The 17,702-nt window shown below is 64.9% G+C and carries 17 protein-coding genes and 2 tRNA genes; 11 read left to right on the top strand and 8 right to left on the bottom strand.

What is annotated here, in order from left to right; all coding sequences use genetic code 11:
- Positions 1–202: 202 nt before the first annotated feature.
- Positions 203–328 carry a hypothetical protein gene (locus AC3A6F_RS10035; RefSeq protein ID WP_487680244.1) on the bottom strand — a complete coding sequence of 42 codons (126 nt, stop codon included), beginning with the start codon at positions 326–328 and terminating at the stop codon, positions 203–205.
- Between the two features lie 218 nt (positions 329–546).
- Between AC3A6F_RS10035 and AC3A6F_RS10030 the strand changes: the two genes are divergently transcribed.
- On the top strand, positions 547–873 hold the full coding sequence (locus AC3A6F_RS10030) for a hypothetical protein (protein ID WP_487680242.1): 327 nt from the start codon (positions 547–549) through the stop codon (positions 871–873).
- A gap of 67 nt (positions 874–940) precedes the next feature.
- On the opposite strand, the gene AC3A6F_RS10025 is transcribed toward AC3A6F_RS10030, so the two are convergent.
- Both AC3A6F_RS10025 and AC3A6F_RS10020 read right to left on the bottom strand, forming a co-directional pair.
- On the bottom strand, positions 941–1,126 hold the full coding sequence (locus tag AC3A6F_RS10025) for a hypothetical protein (protein ID WP_109346579.1): 186 nt from the start codon (positions 1,124–1,126) through the stop codon (positions 941–943).
- 113 nt (positions 1,127–1,239) lie between these two features.
- Positions 1,240–1,899, bottom strand: a complete 660-nt coding sequence (locus tag AC3A6F_RS10020; protein WP_487680240.1) for a TetR/AcrR family transcriptional regulator — start codon at positions 1,897–1,899, stop codon at positions 1,240–1,242.
- A gap of 115 nt (positions 1,900–2,014) precedes the next feature.
- Between AC3A6F_RS10020 and AC3A6F_RS10015 the strand changes: the two genes are divergently transcribed.
- From AC3A6F_RS10015 to AC3A6F_RS09970, 10 genes are all read left to right on the top strand, one after another.
- Positions 2,015–3,154: an HlyD family secretion protein gene (locus AC3A6F_RS10015; RefSeq protein ID WP_487680238.1), complete on the top strand. Its 1,140-nt coding sequence runs from the start codon at positions 2,015–2,017 to the stop codon at positions 3,152–3,154.
- 9 nt (positions 3,155–3,163) lie between these two features.
- Positions 3,164–4,768 (top strand): DHA2 family efflux MFS transporter permease subunit, encoded by a 1,605-nt coding sequence (locus AC3A6F_RS10010; protein ID WP_487680236.1) that lies wholly within the window; start codon positions 3,164–3,166, stop codon positions 4,766–4,768.
- 40 nt (positions 4,769–4,808) lie between these two features.
- Positions 4,809–6,254 carry an efflux transporter outer membrane subunit gene (locus AC3A6F_RS10005; protein WP_487680234.1) on the top strand — a complete coding sequence of 482 codons (1,446 nt, stop codon included), beginning with the start codon at positions 4,809–4,811 and terminating at the stop codon, positions 6,252–6,254.
- A gap of 34 nt (positions 6,255–6,288) precedes the next feature.
- Complete coding sequence (locus AC3A6F_RS10000) at positions 6,289–8,013, top strand: dipeptidyl-peptidase 3 family protein (protein WP_487680232.1); 1,725 nt, start codon at positions 6,289–6,291, stop codon at positions 8,011–8,013.
- Positions 8,014–8,118: 105 nt separating this feature from the next.
- Positions 8,119–9,741, top strand: a complete 1,623-nt coding sequence (locus AC3A6F_RS09995) for a methyl-accepting chemotaxis protein (RefSeq protein ID WP_487680230.1) — start codon at positions 8,119–8,121, stop codon at positions 9,739–9,741.
- A 126-nt stretch (positions 9,742–9,867) separates the two neighbouring features.
- Positions 9,868–10,560: a hypothetical protein gene (locus AC3A6F_RS09990; protein ID WP_487680229.1), complete on the top strand. Its 693-nt coding sequence runs from the start codon at positions 9,868–9,870 to the stop codon at positions 10,558–10,560.
- 138 nt (positions 10,561–10,698) lie between these two features.
- A complete protein-coding gene (locus tag AC3A6F_RS09985; protein WP_320476314.1) occupies positions 10,699–11,103 on the top strand; it encodes a cell envelope biogenesis protein TolA in 405 nt (134 codons plus the stop codon).
- Between the two features lie 286 nt (positions 11,104–11,389).
- Positions 11,390–12,430, top strand: a complete 1,041-nt coding sequence (locus tag AC3A6F_RS09980) for a BON domain-containing protein (RefSeq protein WP_487680227.1) — start codon at positions 11,390–11,392, stop codon at positions 12,428–12,430.
- 171 nt (positions 12,431–12,601) lie between these two features.
- Positions 12,602–13,441, top strand: a complete 840-nt coding sequence (locus AC3A6F_RS09975) for an HDOD domain-containing protein (RefSeq protein ID WP_147937065.1) — start codon at positions 12,602–12,604, stop codon at positions 13,439–13,441.
- A gap of 99 nt (positions 13,442–13,540) precedes the next feature.
- A complete protein-coding gene (locus AC3A6F_RS09970) occupies positions 13,541–14,470 on the top strand; it encodes a choice-of-anchor A family protein (protein ID WP_487680225.1) in 930 nt (309 codons plus the stop codon).
- Positions 14,471–14,526: 56 nt separating this feature from the next.
- On the opposite strand, the gene AC3A6F_RS09965 is transcribed toward AC3A6F_RS09970, so the two are convergent.
- From AC3A6F_RS09965 to AC3A6F_RS09945, 5 genes are all read right to left on the bottom strand, one after another.
- The gene (locus tag AC3A6F_RS09965; protein WP_487680223.1) at positions 14,527–15,705 is read right to left on the bottom strand and encodes an MFS transporter; all 1,179 of its coding nucleotides are present in this window, start codon (positions 15,703–15,705) and stop codon (positions 14,527–14,529) included.
- Between the two features lie 134 nt (positions 15,706–15,839).
- Entirely contained in the window at positions 15,840–16,445 is a 606-nt protein-coding gene (locus AC3A6F_RS09960) for an IMPACT family protein (protein WP_487680221.1), read from the bottom strand.
- A 61-nt stretch (positions 16,446–16,506) separates the two neighbouring features.
- Positions 16,507–16,582 (bottom strand) — tRNA-Lys (locus tag AC3A6F_RS09955).
- A gap of 54 nt (positions 16,583–16,636) precedes the next feature.
- Positions 16,637–17,278, bottom strand: a complete 642-nt coding sequence (locus AC3A6F_RS09950; protein WP_487680219.1) for a hypothetical protein — start codon at positions 17,276–17,278, stop codon at positions 16,637–16,639.
- A gap of 319 nt (positions 17,279–17,597) precedes the next feature.
- Positions 17,598–17,673 (bottom strand) — tRNA-Lys (locus tag AC3A6F_RS09945).
- Positions 17,674–17,702 lie beyond the last annotated feature (29 nt).

Raw genomic sequence — 17,702 nt, 5'->3', positions numbered from 1 at the left:
CTTTCGCCCGTCGTCCCCGCGCAGGCGGGGACCCAAGTTTGCAAGCGTTTCGATAGCGCGCGCAGTAATTGGGTCCCCGCCTTCGCGGGGACGACGTTTTTGAGGCTAACAAAAGAATGTGTGCGGACGGCCGATTACACCTGCCGGAACACGTCCATGTAGTTGCGGCTCACCGCCAGCTGCTTATCGCGTCCCTTGAGCTTCACATGCAGCCGCCACGGACGGCGCCGCCGTCGCCACGCGCGCCATCGACCTGGATCGACAGGTCGGCGGCGTGGCTGGCGGCAGCGCTGGACAGCAGGGCAAGCAGGAGGGCAAGGCGGTTCATGGAAGTCTCCGGTTGAGTGGTCGGTAGGGCCATTCTGGAAGAGCGAACCGGACCCCGCCGCGGTTTGCGACGAAGCGGCGCCTGGCGGCGCGAGTTGCAGGCATGCGGCGCCAGTTGCCTTGCCCGCGTGCGCCGCTTGCCAGCGCCCGCCAAAAGCCTATGATGGAAGAATGCGGCGGCAAGCCGACTTGCCGCGTCCGTGTTCAGCTCAGGAGGGCATGATGGACGAGCACTGCAACGAGTACGTCGGGACCGTCTACGTGTTACCGGAAACCCGCTGTTTCGAACTCCATACCACGGTCCATGGCGCGCCGGCGACCATTACCGGCACCATATCCCAGCTGCTGGCCTCGCAGTTCAGCCAGTACGTGCCGGGCGCCATCGGCACCGTCGATCCGCAGCAGGTGGCGGTGCGGCCGCGCCGGGTCGAGGTGCTGACCCGCGAACTGCACGAGCGCCACCGGGCGCCGCGCAAGGTGCACCTGCTCACACGCGTGCATGACGTGGAAGAGCAGGCCAGGCCGGTGCCCGTGTCGGCCATTTGAAGGTGCTACAAATGAAAAATGCCGCCCGGCTTGCACCGGGCGGCATTGTGATGAAGGCGACTTTGCTTCAGCCGAAGCTGACGAAGCGCTCCGGGATATCGATCGTGCCGGCCTTGGCGGCGGCGGCATAGGTGCGCATTTCAGCGATGACCGCTTCCATCTGGTCGGCGCCAGGATTTTCGATGAAGTTCTTCATGCGTTCTTGCAGCGATGCTTGTTGATCACGCCATTCGTATCTGGACGACTTGCTCATGCTTTCTCCTCGCGGTCACACCGCTGTTATTGATATTCACGACATCCTCTGTGAAGGCTTACAGAGTGCCACAAAATGCCATATTGTGTCCGTGCGATGCCGCACTTATTAGCTCATCGGTTCTTCAGGACACTTGCATAAAACAGTTCAAGGCGCGCTGCCAGCTCGCGCCGCGTTTCCTCGCGCGTGGGTTGGGTGTCGGGGAACAGGAAGCGTCCGATCGGATCGCCGCTGATGCAGCCGATCAGGTGGGTCGGCAGCAACTCCAGCGGCACGTCGTCGCGCAGCTGGCTGCGGATGTCCGGGCGCGAAAAGAAGCGGTACAGCATCTCGCGCGTCAGGCGCGGCCCGCCTTCATAGAAAGCCTCGGCCAGCTCCGGATTGCTGCCGGCTTCGGCGATCACCACGCGCTGCATGGCCATCGCCTCGGGTTCGACCAGCATATCGTAGAAATCGCGCGCGAAGTCGTCGACGATCTCGCGCAGCGGCCGGGTGTCGACGTCCATGTCGTGTCCGGCGAACAGGCGTTCGCGCCGTGAGGCGAGCACGGCCTTGAGCAGGCCGCCCTTGCCGCCGAACTTCACATAGATCGTGCGCACCGCCACCCGCGCCTCGCGGGCGATGGCTTCCAGGCTGACCTTGGTATAGCCATGGCGCAGGATGAGGCAGCCCGCTGCGTGGATCAATTCCTGGGTGCGGGCCTCGACTTCCGACGCCTTCGGGCGTCCGGCGGATTTGACTGCCGCCACTGTTTCATTCTGTGCTTTGCTCATGGCAAAGACTCTAGTGCAAACTAAAATGAAACGCAACCGTTTCATTTCTTGACTTCCGTGTATTGCTGGCAAATAATGCGATGAATCCATTTCATTTCATTTCCGGAGCTTTTCCATGGCAGAGATGCACAGCACGGCAGGGCAGTCGCCCGCGGCACAAACCCCAGCGGGCGGGGCGCCCGGCAAGAGCGGCCCCAACAAGCGCGTGCTGGCCGTGGTGGGCCTGATCGCGCTGGTGGCGATCGGCGCCGGTGGACGCATGTGGTACCGCAGCCATCACTTCGTCGAGACCGAAAATGCCTACGTCACCGGGCGCGTGCACCAGGTGTCGTCGCGCGTGGCCGGCGTGGTCACCAAGGTACTGGTGGACGACAACCAGCTGGTCAAGGCAGGCGACACGATCGCCGAGCTCGATCCGGTCGACCATGCCGTGCGTGTCGAACAGATCGAAGCCCAGATCGCCAGCATGCAGCAGCAGCTCAAGCAGGCCGAGGCCCAGATAGAGCAGGTGCGCGCACAGGCCGCGGCGGCCGGCGCCCAGGTCAAGCAGTCGCAGGCCCAGCTGCTGAGGGCGCGCCAGGATGCCGAGCGCTTCGGCCAGCTGTACAACGAGACCATGAAGGCGGTCTCGAAGGCCGAGGTGGATGCGTCGAGCGCCGCGCGCGACGCCGCCGTGGCCGACCTGGCCGCGCGCCGCGACAATGCGTCCGCCGCGCAAGCCCAGATCGGCGCCGCCGAGGCGGGCCGCGACGTGCTCAAGGCCCAGGTGAAGGTATTGCAGGCGCAGTGGAAGGAAGCGAGGCAGCAACTGGCCTACAACCGCATCGTGGCGCCGGTCGACGGCCGCGTCGGCCGCCGCAGCGTCGAAGTCGGCGCCCGCGTGCAGCCGGGCCAGGCGATGCTGGCCGTGGTCGAGGACAATGTGTGGGTGGTCGCCAACTTCAAGGAAACCCAGCTCGCCGGCCTGGCGCCGGGACAGATGGTCAATCTCGACGTCGACGCATTGCCTGAACACCACCTGGTGGGCCGCGTGGACAGCTTCGCCCCGGCCTCGGGCAACCAGTTCGCGCTGCTGCCGGCCGATAACGCGACCGGCAACTTCACCAAGATCGTGCAGCGCGTGCCGGTCAAGATCGCGCTCGACCCGCAGGACGTGAAAAAATACGCCGGCCGCCTGGTGCCCGGCATGTCGGTGGTGGCCGAGGTCGAACTGGGCCAGGACGTCAAACCGACCCAGACCGCCGCCGTCCACTAAGCGCTTGCCATGACTACCCTGAGCAAATCTGCTCCAGTGGGTGCGGTCCCGGGTGCGCCAGCCGATGGCGCGGCCGTGGACATGCGCACCTGGATCGCGATCGCCGCCGGCATGCTGGGCGCCTTCATGGCGGTGCTCGACATCCAGATCACCAATTCTTCGCTGCGCGACATCCTCGGCACCTTGTCGGCCACGCAGGAAGAAGGCTCATGGATCTCGACCGCCTACCTGTGCGCCGAAATCGTCGTGATCCCGCTGACGGCGCTGTTCTCGCGCGCCTTCGGCGTGCGCAACTACATGATCGGCACCACCGCGCTGTTCCTGGTGTTCTCGACCCTGTGCGGCGCGGCCTGGAGCCTGGAGAGCATGATCGTGTTCCGCATGCTGCAGGGCTTCACCGGCGGCGCGCTGATCCCGATGGCGATGACCCTGGTGATGACGCTGCTGCCGCCATCCAAGCGCGCCACCGGCATGGCCATCTTCGGCCTGACCGCGACCCTGGCGCCGGCCATGGGGCCGACCCTGGGCGGCTACCTGTCGGAGCTGTATGGCTGGCCGTCGATCTTCTACATCAACTGGGTGCCGGGCGTACTGCTGATCGCCGGCATGGCCTGGGGCCTGAATCCCGAGAAAGCCAATGTCAGGACGCTGGTGAAGGCCGACTGGCTGGGCATCGCGCTGATGGCGATGGGCCTGGCCTGCCTGACGATCTTCCTGGAAGAAGGCAATTCGAAGGACTGGTTCGATTCGAGCTTCATCGTGGCCTTCGCCGCGCTCTCGCTCACGGGCCTCTTGGGCTGGGTGGCGCTGAGCTTCTCGAAGCCGGAACCGTTCGTCAACCTGCGCCTCTACGGCAAGCGTAACTTTTTGGTGGCGACCACGCTGTCGGCCGTGATCGGCATGGGCCTGTATGGTTCGTCTTACCTGTTGCCGCTGTACCTGGGCCAGATCGCCGGCTACACGCCGATGCAGATCGGCGAAGTGATCGCCTGGGTCGGCCTGCCGCAATTGCTGGTGATGCCGTTCGCGGCCAAGCTGTCCTCGAAAGTCGACAACCGCATCCTGTGCAGCTTCGGCCTGTTCATGTTCGGTATCTCGTGCATCATGAACTCCTTCATGGACGCCACCACCGGCTACGACCAGCTGATGTGGACGCAGGTCGTGCGCGCCATCGGCCAGCCCTTCGTGATGCTGACCCTGTCGAATTTCGCGATGTCGGGCCTGCAGCCGCGCGATATGGGGTCGGCCTCGAGCCTGTTCAACATGACCCGCAACCTGGGCGGCTCGATCGGCATCGCGCTGCTGGCGACCTCGCTCACCAACCGCGAACACTTCCACTCGGCGCGCCTGGGCGAAGCGGTCTCGGTCTATGCGCCCGCGACCCAGGAACGCCTGGACGCACTGACCCAGGGCTTCATCGCCAAGGGCATCGACCCCGCCAGTGCCGCGAACCAGGCGCTGGCCGTGGTCGACCGCCTGGTGCGGCGCGAAGCCTATGTGATGGCCTATAACGATGGCTTCTGGATCATCGGCATGATCCTGCTCGGCTGCATCGCGGCGATTTGGATGGCCGACAAGGTCAAGTCGCCGGGTGGCGGCGGTGGCGGCCATTGATGCGGCGCCTGAATACTGAATTCGAATGAAGAGATCAACCATGTTCAAACCTCTCGCCTCTGTCATCGCGGTCAGCGCACTGGTCGCCGGCTGCACCACGCTCGGCCCGGATTTCAAGGCGCCGGACGCGCCGGTGCAAACGGCGTTTCGCCATCTCGAAGCGGGCAGCGACAGCGCGCGCCTGCCGGCCGCCTGGTGGACCGTGTTCCATGACGCCACCCTCGACAGCCTCGAGACGCGCGCGCTGCGCGACAACCCCGGCGTGCAGGCCGCAGCCCAGCGCCTGCTGCAGGCGCAGGCGCAACTGGGCGTCGTGCGCGCCGGCCAGCTGCCGAGCGTCTCGGTCGGCGCCGGTGTGTCGAATGCCCGTACCTCGGCCGAGACGTCGCAGGGCCTGGCCCTGGGCGGCCGCTCGATCGAGGGCAACAATTACAGCGTCGGCGCCTCGCTGTCGTATGAGCTCGACCTGTGGGGCCGCGTGCGCCGCGTGGTCGAGGCCAGCGATGCGCAGGCGCTGGCGGCGCAGATTGATCGCGACGGCGTGGTCCTGCTGCTGTCGAGCCAGGTCGCATCGTCGTACTGGCAGCTGCGCGGACTGGACGCCGAGCGCGCGATCCTGGAGGACGCCCTGGCCACGCGCCGCGAGTCGGAGCAACTGGTCGAGGCCCGCTTCAATGCCGGCCTGTCGAACGAGCTGGACGTGTCGCGCGCGCGCATCGAGCGCGCCAACGCCGAAGCCGACCTGCACGAGGTGCAGCGCCAGCGCAACCTGGTGGAACACGCGCTGGCCACGCTGGTGGGCAGCACGCCCAGCGCGCCGCTGATAGCTACAGGGCAGATGAAAACCGCGACCGCGCAACTGCCGCAGCCGCCCGCGATTCCCGTTGGCCTGCCGGCCAGCCTGATGGGCCAGCGGCCCGACCTGGCGGCGAGCAGCGCGCAGCTGAAGGCGGCCAATGCGCAGATCGGCGTGGCCGAAGGCGCCTTCTATCCGGCGCTGTCGCTGACCGGGAATTTCGGCTATGCCTCGCAAAGCCTGAACGACCTGACCAACGGCGGCGCGCGCCAGTTCTCGGCCGGCCCGCTGGCGCTGTCGCTGCCGATCTTCGAAGGCGGCCGCAATCGCGCCAACCTGGCGCTGGCCAGGGCGCGTTACGACGAGGCGGTGGCCAATCACCAGACAAAGCTCTTGACGGCACTGCGCGAGGTGGAAGACGCGCTGTCCGACCTGCAGCAGCGCCAGCAACAGGGCGAGGTGCAGGCCCAGTCGCAACAGGCGGCGGCGCGCGCGCTGCTGGTGGCGCAGGCGCGCTACGAGCGCGGCGTGTCGACCTATCTCGACGTGACCGACGCCCAGCGCAGCACGCTGGCGGCGGACCGCGCCGCGGCCCAGATCCGCACCCAGCGCCTGCTGGCGACAGTGGCGGTGGCGCGTGCGCTCGGCGGCGGTTGGGAGCAGGGGGAGGCGCTGGCGACGGTGCGATAATGGCCTGATTGCCATTCAGGATACGGAAGAGACCATGAAAACAATCTTCGCACCGCTCGCTTTGTGCTTTGCCATCAGCGCGGCATTCGCTCCAGCCGTGTACGCGCAAACGGCGCCGACGGTCGCCAGCGCCGACCAGTTGCAAGCGATGTCGAAACGCTTCGCGCCGGTCGAGCTGCGCGCCGACGTATCTCACTTGTCGAAGGGCGACCGCGCCGCCATCGCCCTGCTGATCGAAGCGGCCAGGATCATCGACACGCTGCAACTGCGCCAGCGCTGGGCCCACAACGAGGCGCTGTGGAACGCGCTCAAGAAGGACACCACGCCGCTCGGCCGCGCGCGCCTGGACGCCTTCTGGCTCAACAAGGGCCCGTGGTCGAACCTCGACAACAATGCCTCGTTCATGCCGGCCGAGTATGCGGGCATCAGGATTCCGGCGAAGAAGCCCGAGGGCGCCAACTTCTATCCGGAAGGCGCCACCAAGGCGTCGCTGGAGGGTTGGATGAACGGCCTGGCGCCGGAGCAGAAGAAAGAGGCGCAGTGGTTCTTCACCGTGATCCGCGCGAAGCCGGACGACAAGCTGCACACCGTGAAGTATTCGGACGAATACCGCCCCGAACTGGACAAGCTGGCCAAGCTGCTGCGCGACGCGGCGGCAGCCACCGACAACGCCTCGCTCAAGAAATTCCTGGGCCTGCGCGCCGACGCGTTTCTTTCCAACGACTACCTGGCCTCGGACTTCGCCTGGATGGACCTCGACGCGCCTGTCGACGTGACCATCGGGCCATACGAAACCTATAACGACGAGCTGTTCGGCTACAAGGCCGCCTTCGAGGCCTATGTGAGCATCCGCGATCCGAAGGAAACGGCCAAGCTGGACTTCTTCGGCAAGCACCTGCAGGAACTCGAGGACAACCTGCCGCTCGACAAGCAGTACCGCAATCCGAAGGTCGGCGCCATCGCGCCGATGGTGGTGGTCAATGAGGTGTATGGCGCCGGCGACGGCAATATGGGCGTGCAGACCGCGGCCTACAACCTGCCGAACGACGAGCGCGTGATCCGCGAACGCGGCTCCAAGCGCGTGATGCTCAAGAACGTACAGCAGGCCAAGTTCGCGTCCACGCTCACGCCGATCAGCAAGCAGGTGCTCAAGCCGGCGGACCAGAAGGACCTCGACTTCGATTCCTTCTTCACCCACATCCTGGCGCACGAGATCATGCACGGCCTGGGACCGCATCACACGAAGAAGGACGGCAAGGACTCGACCCCGCGCCAGGACCTGAAGGAAACCTATTCGACCATCGAGGAAGCGAAGGCCGACATCACCGGCCTGTGGGCGCTGCAGTACATGATGGACAAGGGCCTGCTGAAGGACACGCTGGGGCAGGGCGCGGCGGCCGAGCGCAAGCTGTACAACACCTTCCTGGCCTCGAGCTTCCGCACCCTGCACTTCGGCCTGAGTTCGTCGCATGCGCGCGGCATGGCGATCCAGGTCAACTACCTGCTCGACAAGGGCGGCTTTGTCGCCCACGACGACGGCACCTTCTCGGTCGACTTCAGGAAGATCAAAGGGGCCGTGATCGACCTGGACCGCGAATTCCTGACCATCGAAGCCACCGGAGACTATGCGCGCGCCAAGGCGATGATGGACAAGTACGTCGTGATCCGCCCCGAGGTGCGCAAGGCGCTCGACAAGCTGAAGGCGGTGCCGAACGACATCCGTCCGGCCTTCGTGACGGCGGACAGCTTGCTCAAATAAGCGTGCCGTAAGCAAATCGCGCAGCAACGTGCTATAGTCAAATCGTTTCCAATAGGAAATACCTATGGTATTTACTTCAACTAAAACGACATACACGGTGCTACCATGAAAACCAAGAACCTGACCATCGGCGCCCGGCTGGCATTCGGCTACGGCGCCGTTTTCTTACTGATGATCGCCCTGGTCGCGCTGGCGGTGAACCGCGTGGGCCGGATCGAGAGCGTCCTCAACCATATCAACGAGGTCAACAGCGTCAAGCAGCGCCACGCCATCAATTTCCGTGGCAGCGTACACGATCGCGCGATCGCCCTGCGCGACGTGGCGTTGGCGTCCGACGCGGCCGGCGCCAGCGCGCCGATCGCCTTGATCCGTACGCTGGACGACAACTATGCGCGCTCGGCCGGCCCGCTCGATGCGCTCTTCAATGAACGCAAGGACATCCTGCCGGAAGAGAAGGAAGCGCTGGCCGCGATCAAGGCCCAGGAAAGCGTGACCAAGCCGCTGATCGCGCGCGTGATCGCGTTGCACGCGGCTGGCCAAGGCCTGGAGGCGAACACGCTGCTGGCGCAAGAGGCGGCGCCGGCCTTCACCGCCTGGCTGGCCAGCATCAACCGCCTGATCGACCTCGAGGAAAAGCTGAGCAACGACGCCGCCACCGAGGCGCGCCGCATGGCCAACGGTTTCTTCGGCTGGATGGCGCTGCTGTGTGCTGGCGCGATCGCGGCCGGTTCGCTGGCGGCCTGGTACATCAGCCGCGGCCTGCTGCGCCAGCTTGGCGGCCAGCCGGACTATGCGGCCTCGATCGCCAGCGCCATCGCCAGCGGCGACCTGGGCGTGGAGATCGTCACCCGTCCCGGCGACCGCGGCAGCCTGCTGTTCGCGATGCAGGGCATGCGCGACAGCCTGGTGCGCATCGTGGCCCAGGTGCGCACCGGCACGCTGGCGATCGGCACCGTATCGACCGAGATCGCGGACGGCAACCGCGACCTGGCCGGCCGCACCGAACGCCAGAACGGCACCCTGCAGGCCACTGCCGCCTCGGTCGAGCAATTGACCGGCACCGTGCGCCAGAATGCCGACAACGCGCGCCAGGCGAACATGCTGGCCGAATCCGCCTCCGAAGTGGCGCAGCGCGGTGGCAAGGTGGTGGCCGAGGTGGTGGGCACGATGGCGGCCATCAATGAATCGTCGAAGAAGATCGTGGACATCATCGGTGTGATCGATGGCATCGCCTTCCAGACCAATATCCTGGCGCTCAATGCGGCGGTGGAAGCGGCCCGCGCCGGCGAGCAGGGCCGGGGCTTTGCCGTGGTGGCGACCGAGGTGCGCAACCTGGCGCAGCGTTCGGCGGCGGCGGCCAAGGAGATCAAGGTCCTGATCGGCAGCTCGGTCGAGCGGGTCGACGCCGGCGCCCGTCTGGTGGACCAGGCCGGCGCGACGATGGGCGAGATCGTCACCGGGGTCAAGCGCGTGACCGACATCATGGCCGAGATCAGCCATGCGTCCGCAGAACAGAATGCCGGCATCGAGCAGGTCAATGGTGCGATCGGCCAGATCGACGACGCCACGCGCCAGAACGCCGAACTGGTGCAGCAGGCCAGCCAGGCCGCGGCCTCGCTGGAAGAAGAGGCGGAACGCCTGGCCCAGCTGGTCAGCATTTTCCGTCTCGACGGTGCAGCCGCGCCGGCCTTGCAGGCGGGACGGATGCGGCCGGCGCTGACCGCCTGATCGCAACAAGGGCCGCTCGTCGCGGCCCTTGTTTTTTTGAACATGCAGAAATATTTTCCTGAAAGTGGCGCTTGATTCGGGGATAGAATTTCCGATAGGAATTTCGCTCATCCCCGGAGTAGCACCATGTTCAAGCATCTCCTGTCTGCGGCCGCCATCCTCGCCGCATCCGCTGCGCTTCCCTCGCACGCATCGCAGCTCACGGCTCAAGAAATGCGCTGGCTGCGCGCCGCCGCCCCCGTGCTGGAGTACTCGAAATCGATCGCCCTGCCGGTCGACATCATCGTCCAGCCGAAGGCGCCGGCCGGCGCAGTGCCGCTGGCGATGGGCTTCGACAAGGGCCGCTGCAAGCTGGTGCTGTCGATGCGCGGTAATCCCGAGGCCGAGAAGGTACTGGCCGACGTCCCCGCCGACAAGCAGGCGCTGCTGATCGAGGCCATGGCCGCGCACGAACTGGCCCATTGCTGGCGCTATGCCCAGGGCGGGTGGCATCTGCTGCCGGCGGGTTTCGTCGAAACCGGCGACCAGACCTCGCACGATCCCGAACTGCTGGCCGCGGCGAAGGCGATGCGCGACACCCGGCGCGAGGAAGGCTTCGCCGACCTGGTGGCGCTGGCCTGGATCCAGCGTACCCGGCCGGGAGAATATGCGCGGGTGCACGACTGGCTGCGCGGCGTGCGCGCCACCGTCGCGGTGCCGGGCAGCGGCCACGATACGCGCGCCTGGGTCAAGCTGGCCGGCAACGGCCGCCAGTTCGACAGCCGCCTGTCGCCATTCGAGGCCGCCGATGCGCTGTGGCGTGAAGGCTTGCTGCATTGACGATTGAGGTAGATCGACGTTTTTCGCTATCGTCCTTATAAGCTTAATTGGTTTTTTAATAAGCGTTCGGTGCCGCACAGAGTGCTCTGCGGTGTCGGCGTTTAATGGACTCACCAATAACCAATAGAGGGACTCAACATGAAATCGTTCATCGCTACCTTGATCGCCACCGCCGCCGTCGCCGCCATCGGCATCGCTCCCGCCGCTGCCCAGACCAATAAGGACGCCTATAAAACGGCGATGGACAAGGTCAAGGCCGACTACCGTGTCGCCAAGGACAAATGCGACGCCATGAGCGGTCACGCCGAAGACATCTGCGAAGACGAAGCCAAGCTGATGCGCGCGAAAGCCGAACTGGATGCGACCACCAAGTTCGACAATACCGGCAACAATGTGCGCAAGGCACGCGACAATGTGATCGACGCCGAATATGAACTGGCCGACGAAAAATGCGACTCGCTGAAAGGCGATGCCGAGGACAAGTGCGAAGCGCAGGCCAAGTCGACCCGCGATGCAGCACGTGATGCCAACAAGGCCAAGTAATCGCTGATCAGTTTGCTGCCGCACCTCACTGCGGTGGCGACTGAGCTAGCTTTGGCACGTCGTTCCCGCGCAGGCGGGAACCTAAGTTGCGAGCGTTTCGATAGCGCTGGACATCTTAGGTTCCCGCCTGCGCGGGAACGACGTTTTGGGGCCGGCAAAAGAATATCTGCGCTCTAATGGACGCCGGTCCAGATTGTCCAATCAAGGTACGTTGTCGCACAGATGTTGAAGGGTGCAGGGCGTTTAATGGATGCCATCCTAACAACGCATGCAAGGGAATCCGACCATGAAAACCCTCATCGCTACCCTGATCGCAACCGCCGTATCCGCCGTCGCCATTGCTCCCGCCAGCGCCGCCCCCGTCGACAAGGACGCCCACCGCGCCGCGATGGACAAGGCCGGTGCTGACTACCGCACTGCCAAGACCAAATGCGACGCCATGAAGGGCAATGCCGAGGAAGTGTGCGAAGACGAGGCCAAGCTGGCCCAGGCACGCGCCGAGCTCGATGCCTATACCAAGTACGACACCACCGGCGGCAACCTGCGCGATGCGCGCGCCAAGGTGATCCGCGCCGAGCACGAGCTGGCCGATACCCAGTGCGACGCCACTGCGGCCGGCGACAAGGACCGCTGCAAGGCCACGGCCGGTTCGATCCGCGATGCCGCGCTGGCCCGCCTGGACGACCGCAATATCGACCGCGCCGTCGGCCACAGCAGCAGTGGCGAGCTGGTGAGCAGCATCGACTCGAAAGATCCAGCGACGGCGGCCGCCGTCCAGAAATGCGAACAGATGACTGGGGATGCGCGCAGCGCCTGCGTGGTCGACCAGCGCGGTAACGTCACCACCGCCACCAACGTGGCCGCCACCACCGGCGCGGCCGTTTCCGCCAACACCCGCGAAGCGGCGCGCAACGCGGCCGATAAAACCCGCGAGGTGGCATCGAACGTGGCCGAGAAGACCGGCATGGCCGGCGCCGGCGAACGCACCCGCGAAGCGGTCGCCACCGTGAAGGAAAAGACCGCAGCCGCATTCGACCGCACCAAGGAAATGGCGTCGAACGCGGCCCACAAGGCGGAAAACGCCACCGAGCGCGCCGGCGAGAAGACCACCCGCGTGGTCTCGGACGGCAACATCACCGCCAAGGTCAAGGCCGGCCTGGTGGCCGATCCCGCCCTGAAGGGCATGGAAATCAGCGTCGACACCGAAGGCGGCGTCGTGATGCTGAGCGGCTTCGTCGAATCGAAGGCCGAAGCCGACAAGGCCATGCAAGTGGCCAAGGGCGTCGACGGCGTGACCAACGTCAAGAGCGCAATCAAGGTCAAGTAATCCCAGGCTGATCGCGTTGAAACAGCCCGCGCGCCGTCCCGCACGCGGGCTGTTTTGCATCCGGCTCACGCTTATGCGGTGTGGATGATGCGCCACAGTTTGGCCAGCCGGTGGATATGGGGGTAGACATGGCGTCCGGTCCGGCATCCGGCGGGGGCTATAATTACCGACGTGAATAAACTTGAAGCATTCGGATACATCGCGGCGCAGGCCGTTCGCGGTGAAATCACTTTCCCCACCAGCGTCAATGCCGTGCTGCGCCTGCAGCTCGCCCTCGATGACCCGGATTGTCATATCGACGAGGCGATCCGCCTGGTGCTGGCCGAACCGCAACTAGCTGCGCGTACGGTCGCCATCGCCAATACGCCCGCCTTCGGCGGCAGCAGCGCGATGCCGGTGACCAATGTCCGCGCCGCTGTGGCGCGCATCGGGTACCGGCGCCTGCAGGCCCTGGTGGCCAGTCTGGTGGTGCGGCAATTTGGTAACCGCATCAACGATCCGGGCCTGCGCGCCAAGGCCGAGCAATTGTGGGCGCACACCACCCACGTCGCCTCGATTGCCCATTCGCTGGCGCGCCGCGTTACCGGCGTCAATCCCGATACCGCCCTGTTCGCCGGCATCGTGCACGAGGTCGGCGCCTTTTACCTGCTGGCGCGGGCCGACGAGTTTCCCGGCCTGCTGGACGACGATCCGGAAAACTGGGGCGCCCTGTGTGAAGACGTGGTCAGCGCCGAGGTGATGAAGAAGCTGTCGATACCGCCGGCGGTGTCGGAGGCGATCGCCGACATGCGTGGCGGCTGGCTGAACATGCCGCCTGGCACCTTGCTCGACACTTTGCTGCTTGCGAACCAGTATGCGCCGGTGGCGTCGCCCCTCGACAGCCGCCGCGCCAATCTGCCGGAGCACGGCGAGAGCGCACTCGATTTCGTCTTCGACGAATTCACGCTGCAAGACATCCTGGATGAAGCGGCCGAGACCGCGAAGGCGATGGGCGACGTCGCCCTGGTGTGATCATTCGATAGATTTACGGAACTGCGTATCTTTCCTGCAACCAAATGGTGGTGCTGGAGTGATACTCTTGATCATTATTAATTTCCGTGTGGAATTTTTATGGTCAGGTTTGGCGTATTTCTCGGTGTAGCACTGGCCAGCATGGGCGCCCAGGCAGGCGTCATCGATCTGGGCGCCGTTATGGGTGGTGCAAACGTCTATACCGCCGGCGACTTCAAGGCGATCTCGAGCGACGCCGAAGGGGCGATCGTCTCTGGTGGTAACGTCACGATCCAGAATTACGCAGTCAATAAAAAAGACAGGGCGGCTTACGCCGGTTATTCGATCGTTGCAGGCGGCAATATCTCGCTGACGAGCGGCAGCATCCACAACGGCCCGGTGTATGCGGGCGGTGCGGTGACCACGCAAAGCGCTGCCACCCCGCCACGTTCGACGGTCAATCCAGTCGATTTTTCCTCCGCGACGGAGCAATTCAAGGATATCGCCGCCGGACTGAGCCTGGTCGGGGCAACAGGGAGGGTCGAGCGCGAATACAGTGCCAATAAGCTCATCGGCAGCGGCAATGGCGGCGTGGACATATTCAATGTCTCGGCCGACTTTCTAAATGGCGGGAACAACTGGGTGCTCAGCGGCTTGACCGCGAACCAGACGCTGATCTTCAATATCAGCGGCAAGCACGGCGGTTTCACTGGCGGCATGCAGCCGCTGAGCGGCTACAACGTCCTGTTTAATTTCTTCGAGGCCGAGACGGTCGACGTGAAGGGCATCCTCGGCAGCGTGCTGGCGCCGTATGCGACGGTCGTTCCCGGCAATGGCGTCATCAAGGGCCAGGTCATCGCCGGCGCCTGGAATTCAAGCGTCCAGGTGGATGCCGAGAATTACTGGAAAGCGGTCGACGTTCCGGGCTTCGAACTGGTCAAGAATGATCCGCCGGTCGAGTCGCCGGTGGAGGTGCCCGAGCCGGGCACGCTGACGCTGATGATGGCGGGGCTGCTTGGCGCAATTGCACTGCGGCGCCGACGCGCCTGAAAAAGTTTTCATGAAAGACAAACGGCGGCCGCGAGCCGCCGTTTGTCATTCTCCGGTCAGGTGCAGCCGGCCGCCAGCATGCGCGTCTGCATGCGGTGGCGCGCCAGCATGAACGCCGTCAATCCGACGCCGCACAGCGCCAGGGCCGCCGCCACCCACTGCGGCGCCGTATAGGCATAGCCCAGCGTCAGCGGCACGCCGCCGAGGAAGGCGCCCAGCGCATTGCCGATATTGAAACCGGACTGGCCCAGCGAGGAGCCGAGCATCTCGGCTTCGCGCGATTGTTCCATCAGCAGCAGCTGGATCGGCGGGCCGATCGCCAGCGCATTGGCGCCGGTCAGGAAGGCCAGCACGACCATCGCCAGCTTCGACTCCGCAAGGAAACCATTGCACAGCAGCAGGACGGTCATCGACATCATGAGGATCAGCAGGGCGGGCAGCGGGTGCACGCGGTCCGCCAGGCGGCCGCCGAACTGCACGCCGACCGTCATGCCGACGCCGACCGCCGTCATGATCAGGGGAATCGTGGTCGAATCGAAGCGCGTGACGTCGGTGAGCAATGGCGCGATATAGCTGAACCAGGCGAAGAAGCCGCCGGTGCCGATCGAGACGATGCCCAGCGCCAGCCACAGGTCGAGGTGGCGGAAGATGCGCAGGTCTTGCATGATGCCGGTGCGCTTGCCCGGCTCGATATGCGGCACCCACTGGCGCAGGCTCCACATGGTGAGCAGGCCGATCACGGCCACGATCAGGAACACCAGGCGCCAGTCGATGACGTGGCCGATCCAGGTGCCGAGCGGGACGCCCAGCACATTGGCCAGGGTCAGGCCGGTAAACATCGTGGCGACGGCGGCGGCGGTGCGGCCCTCGTCGGCCAGGCGGCTGGCGACGACGGCGCCGACGCCGAAGAAAGCGCCATGCGGCAGGCCGGCCAGGAAGCGCGACACCATCATGATCTCGAAGTTTGGCGCGAAGGCCGACATCGCATTGAAGATGGCGAACATCAGCATGAACCAGACCAGCACGCTGCGCGGCGGGCGGCCGGCCACCAGGCTGACCAGGGTCGGTGCGCCGACCACGACGCCCAGTGCATAGGCGGTGATCAGGTAGCCGGCTTGCGGGATGGTGATGTGCAGGCCGCCGGCGATGTCCGGCAGGATGCCCATCATGACGAATTCGGTCATGCCGATGCCGAAGCCGCCAAGGGCGAGTGGAAGTAGGCTTTTCTTGATCACGGGGATTGTTGTTCGGGGTGGAAAGAGGAAAGCCGGCCGAAGCGTATGCGCGGCCGGGTCTGGCACTATACCGGGAGCAGGCGGACGCGTCCGCTTTCGTGTCGTGATGACGGGTATAGGGAGCCGGAATGGCTTCAGTCGTCGTCGGTGTCGGCGTCGGACGGCCAGCCGATGCGGCCATGGCCGGCTTCGTCGAGGCGGGCGCGCAGCGCATCGGCGGCGCTGGCCGGCAGGCTGAAGGTGAAGCGCACGTCGTCGCCATGCTCGACCGCATCGAGGCCGGCGCCGGCGGCATCGAGTTCGCGCCGCAGCATGCCTTCCATCGCATAGGGGGCGGTGCAGCGCAGCTGGCGCAGCTTGATGATCGGGACCTTGGTCGCCGTCAGCAGGGCTTGGGCAACGCTGTCGGTATAGGCGCGCACCAGTCCGCCCGCGCCGAGCTTGACGCCGCCGAAGTAGCGCACCACGGTGGCCAGCACGCCTTCCAGGTCCTGGTGGCGCAAGACGTCGAGCATGGGACGGCCCGCGGTGCCGCTGGGCTCCCCGTCATCGACCGCGGCGGATTGGCCGCCGGCCAGCAGGGCCCAGCACACATGGGCCGCACCCGGATGCTGGGCACGCAGCTCGGCTACGATCTTGACGGCCCCGGCGCGGTCCGGCATCGGCTGCACGCAGGCGATGAAGCGGCTTTTCTTGATGACCAGTTCGTGCTGAACGGCGCTGGTGATCGTCTGGGGCATGGCGTTCGGAAAGTGAAAACAACAACGCCAACCCGAAGGCTGGCGTTGTTGTCTGAATCTTTGGTAGGCCGTGCGTGGCTCGAACACGCGACCAACGGATTAAAAGTCCGCTGCTCTACCAACTGAGCTAACGACCCGAAGAAGACGAGATTATAGCGGCACTTGACCGATTTACCAAGTGCTTTGAATCATCATTTCGATTCTCGCGGAGAATTCGGCTTCGGCGCCCGCGTCGACGCGTCCTTCGACGTCTCGATGTCGCCGTGATAATCCTGGCCGGTGTCGGCCGCGTGGCGCTTGCCGTCTTCCTTGACGTCCGTGCCTTCGATCTCCTTGTCTTCGGCCTGCACATCGTGCATGGCGTGCGGTTCGAGTTCCTCGGCGCTGGTGTTCATCCGGACGAACAGTCCCCAGGTGGCGAGCAGGGCGGCGGCGGCCAAGCCGATCGCCGCCGCGTGCGGCAGATATTGCGGACTGCCGTGGACGTACTGGAACACGCCGATCAGGCATTCGACCGACAGCGACACCACGACCACGATCAGGAAGCGCGACAGGAAGCGGCGCACGCGGGTTGGCGAGCTGATGTTGGCTTCGCGCTGGATTTCTTCTTCCAGCACGGTTTGCCCCAGTCCCAGGGCGGCGACCGAGATGGTCAGCATGCCGATGCATTCGAGGATCAGGTCGAAGCGGTCGCGTGCCGAGGTGTCGGCGGCAGGGTTCAGGGCGCCCCAGATTTCGACGCCGGCCAGGACGATCAGGCCGATGCCGCAGGAGAAGAACATGGCAACAATCAGGATGTAGCCGAGTTCGAAGAATTTGGAGATGGCTTTCACGATGGGACAGTATTCAAAGAGTTGCAAATACTTTAACAGTAAATGCACGCGGGTGATGTTCGCATGAAGCTGTCACGTGCTCGCTCCCGAGCTGGTTCGACCGGCCGATGCGGCGCGCCCTTGTAGGGAGCCGCTGGGAGCGGCGATGGTGGCGCGGCCACTGTCCTGCTATTCCATGCCGTGGCCGGGGGAGGGGCGTTCCTGCTGCGGCAAACCCATGCCAGGTTCGGCCAGGACAGGCCACCTTCCAGGAAGGCCAGGGAGGGACCGGAATGCAAAAAGCCCACGGACCGAAATTCGTGGGCTTCCTGGTAATTCGTGGTAGGCCGTGCGTGGCTCGAACACGCGACCAACGGATTAAAAGTCCGCTGCTCTACCAACTGAGCTAACGACCCGAAGAGGCAGCATTATAGCGGGCGATCGC

The organism is Massilia sp. Soil_C_3 (assembly GCF_057657035.1).
Note: the sequence above shows the minus strand (reverse complement) of the source record. Positions and strands in the feature narration are given on the sequence as shown.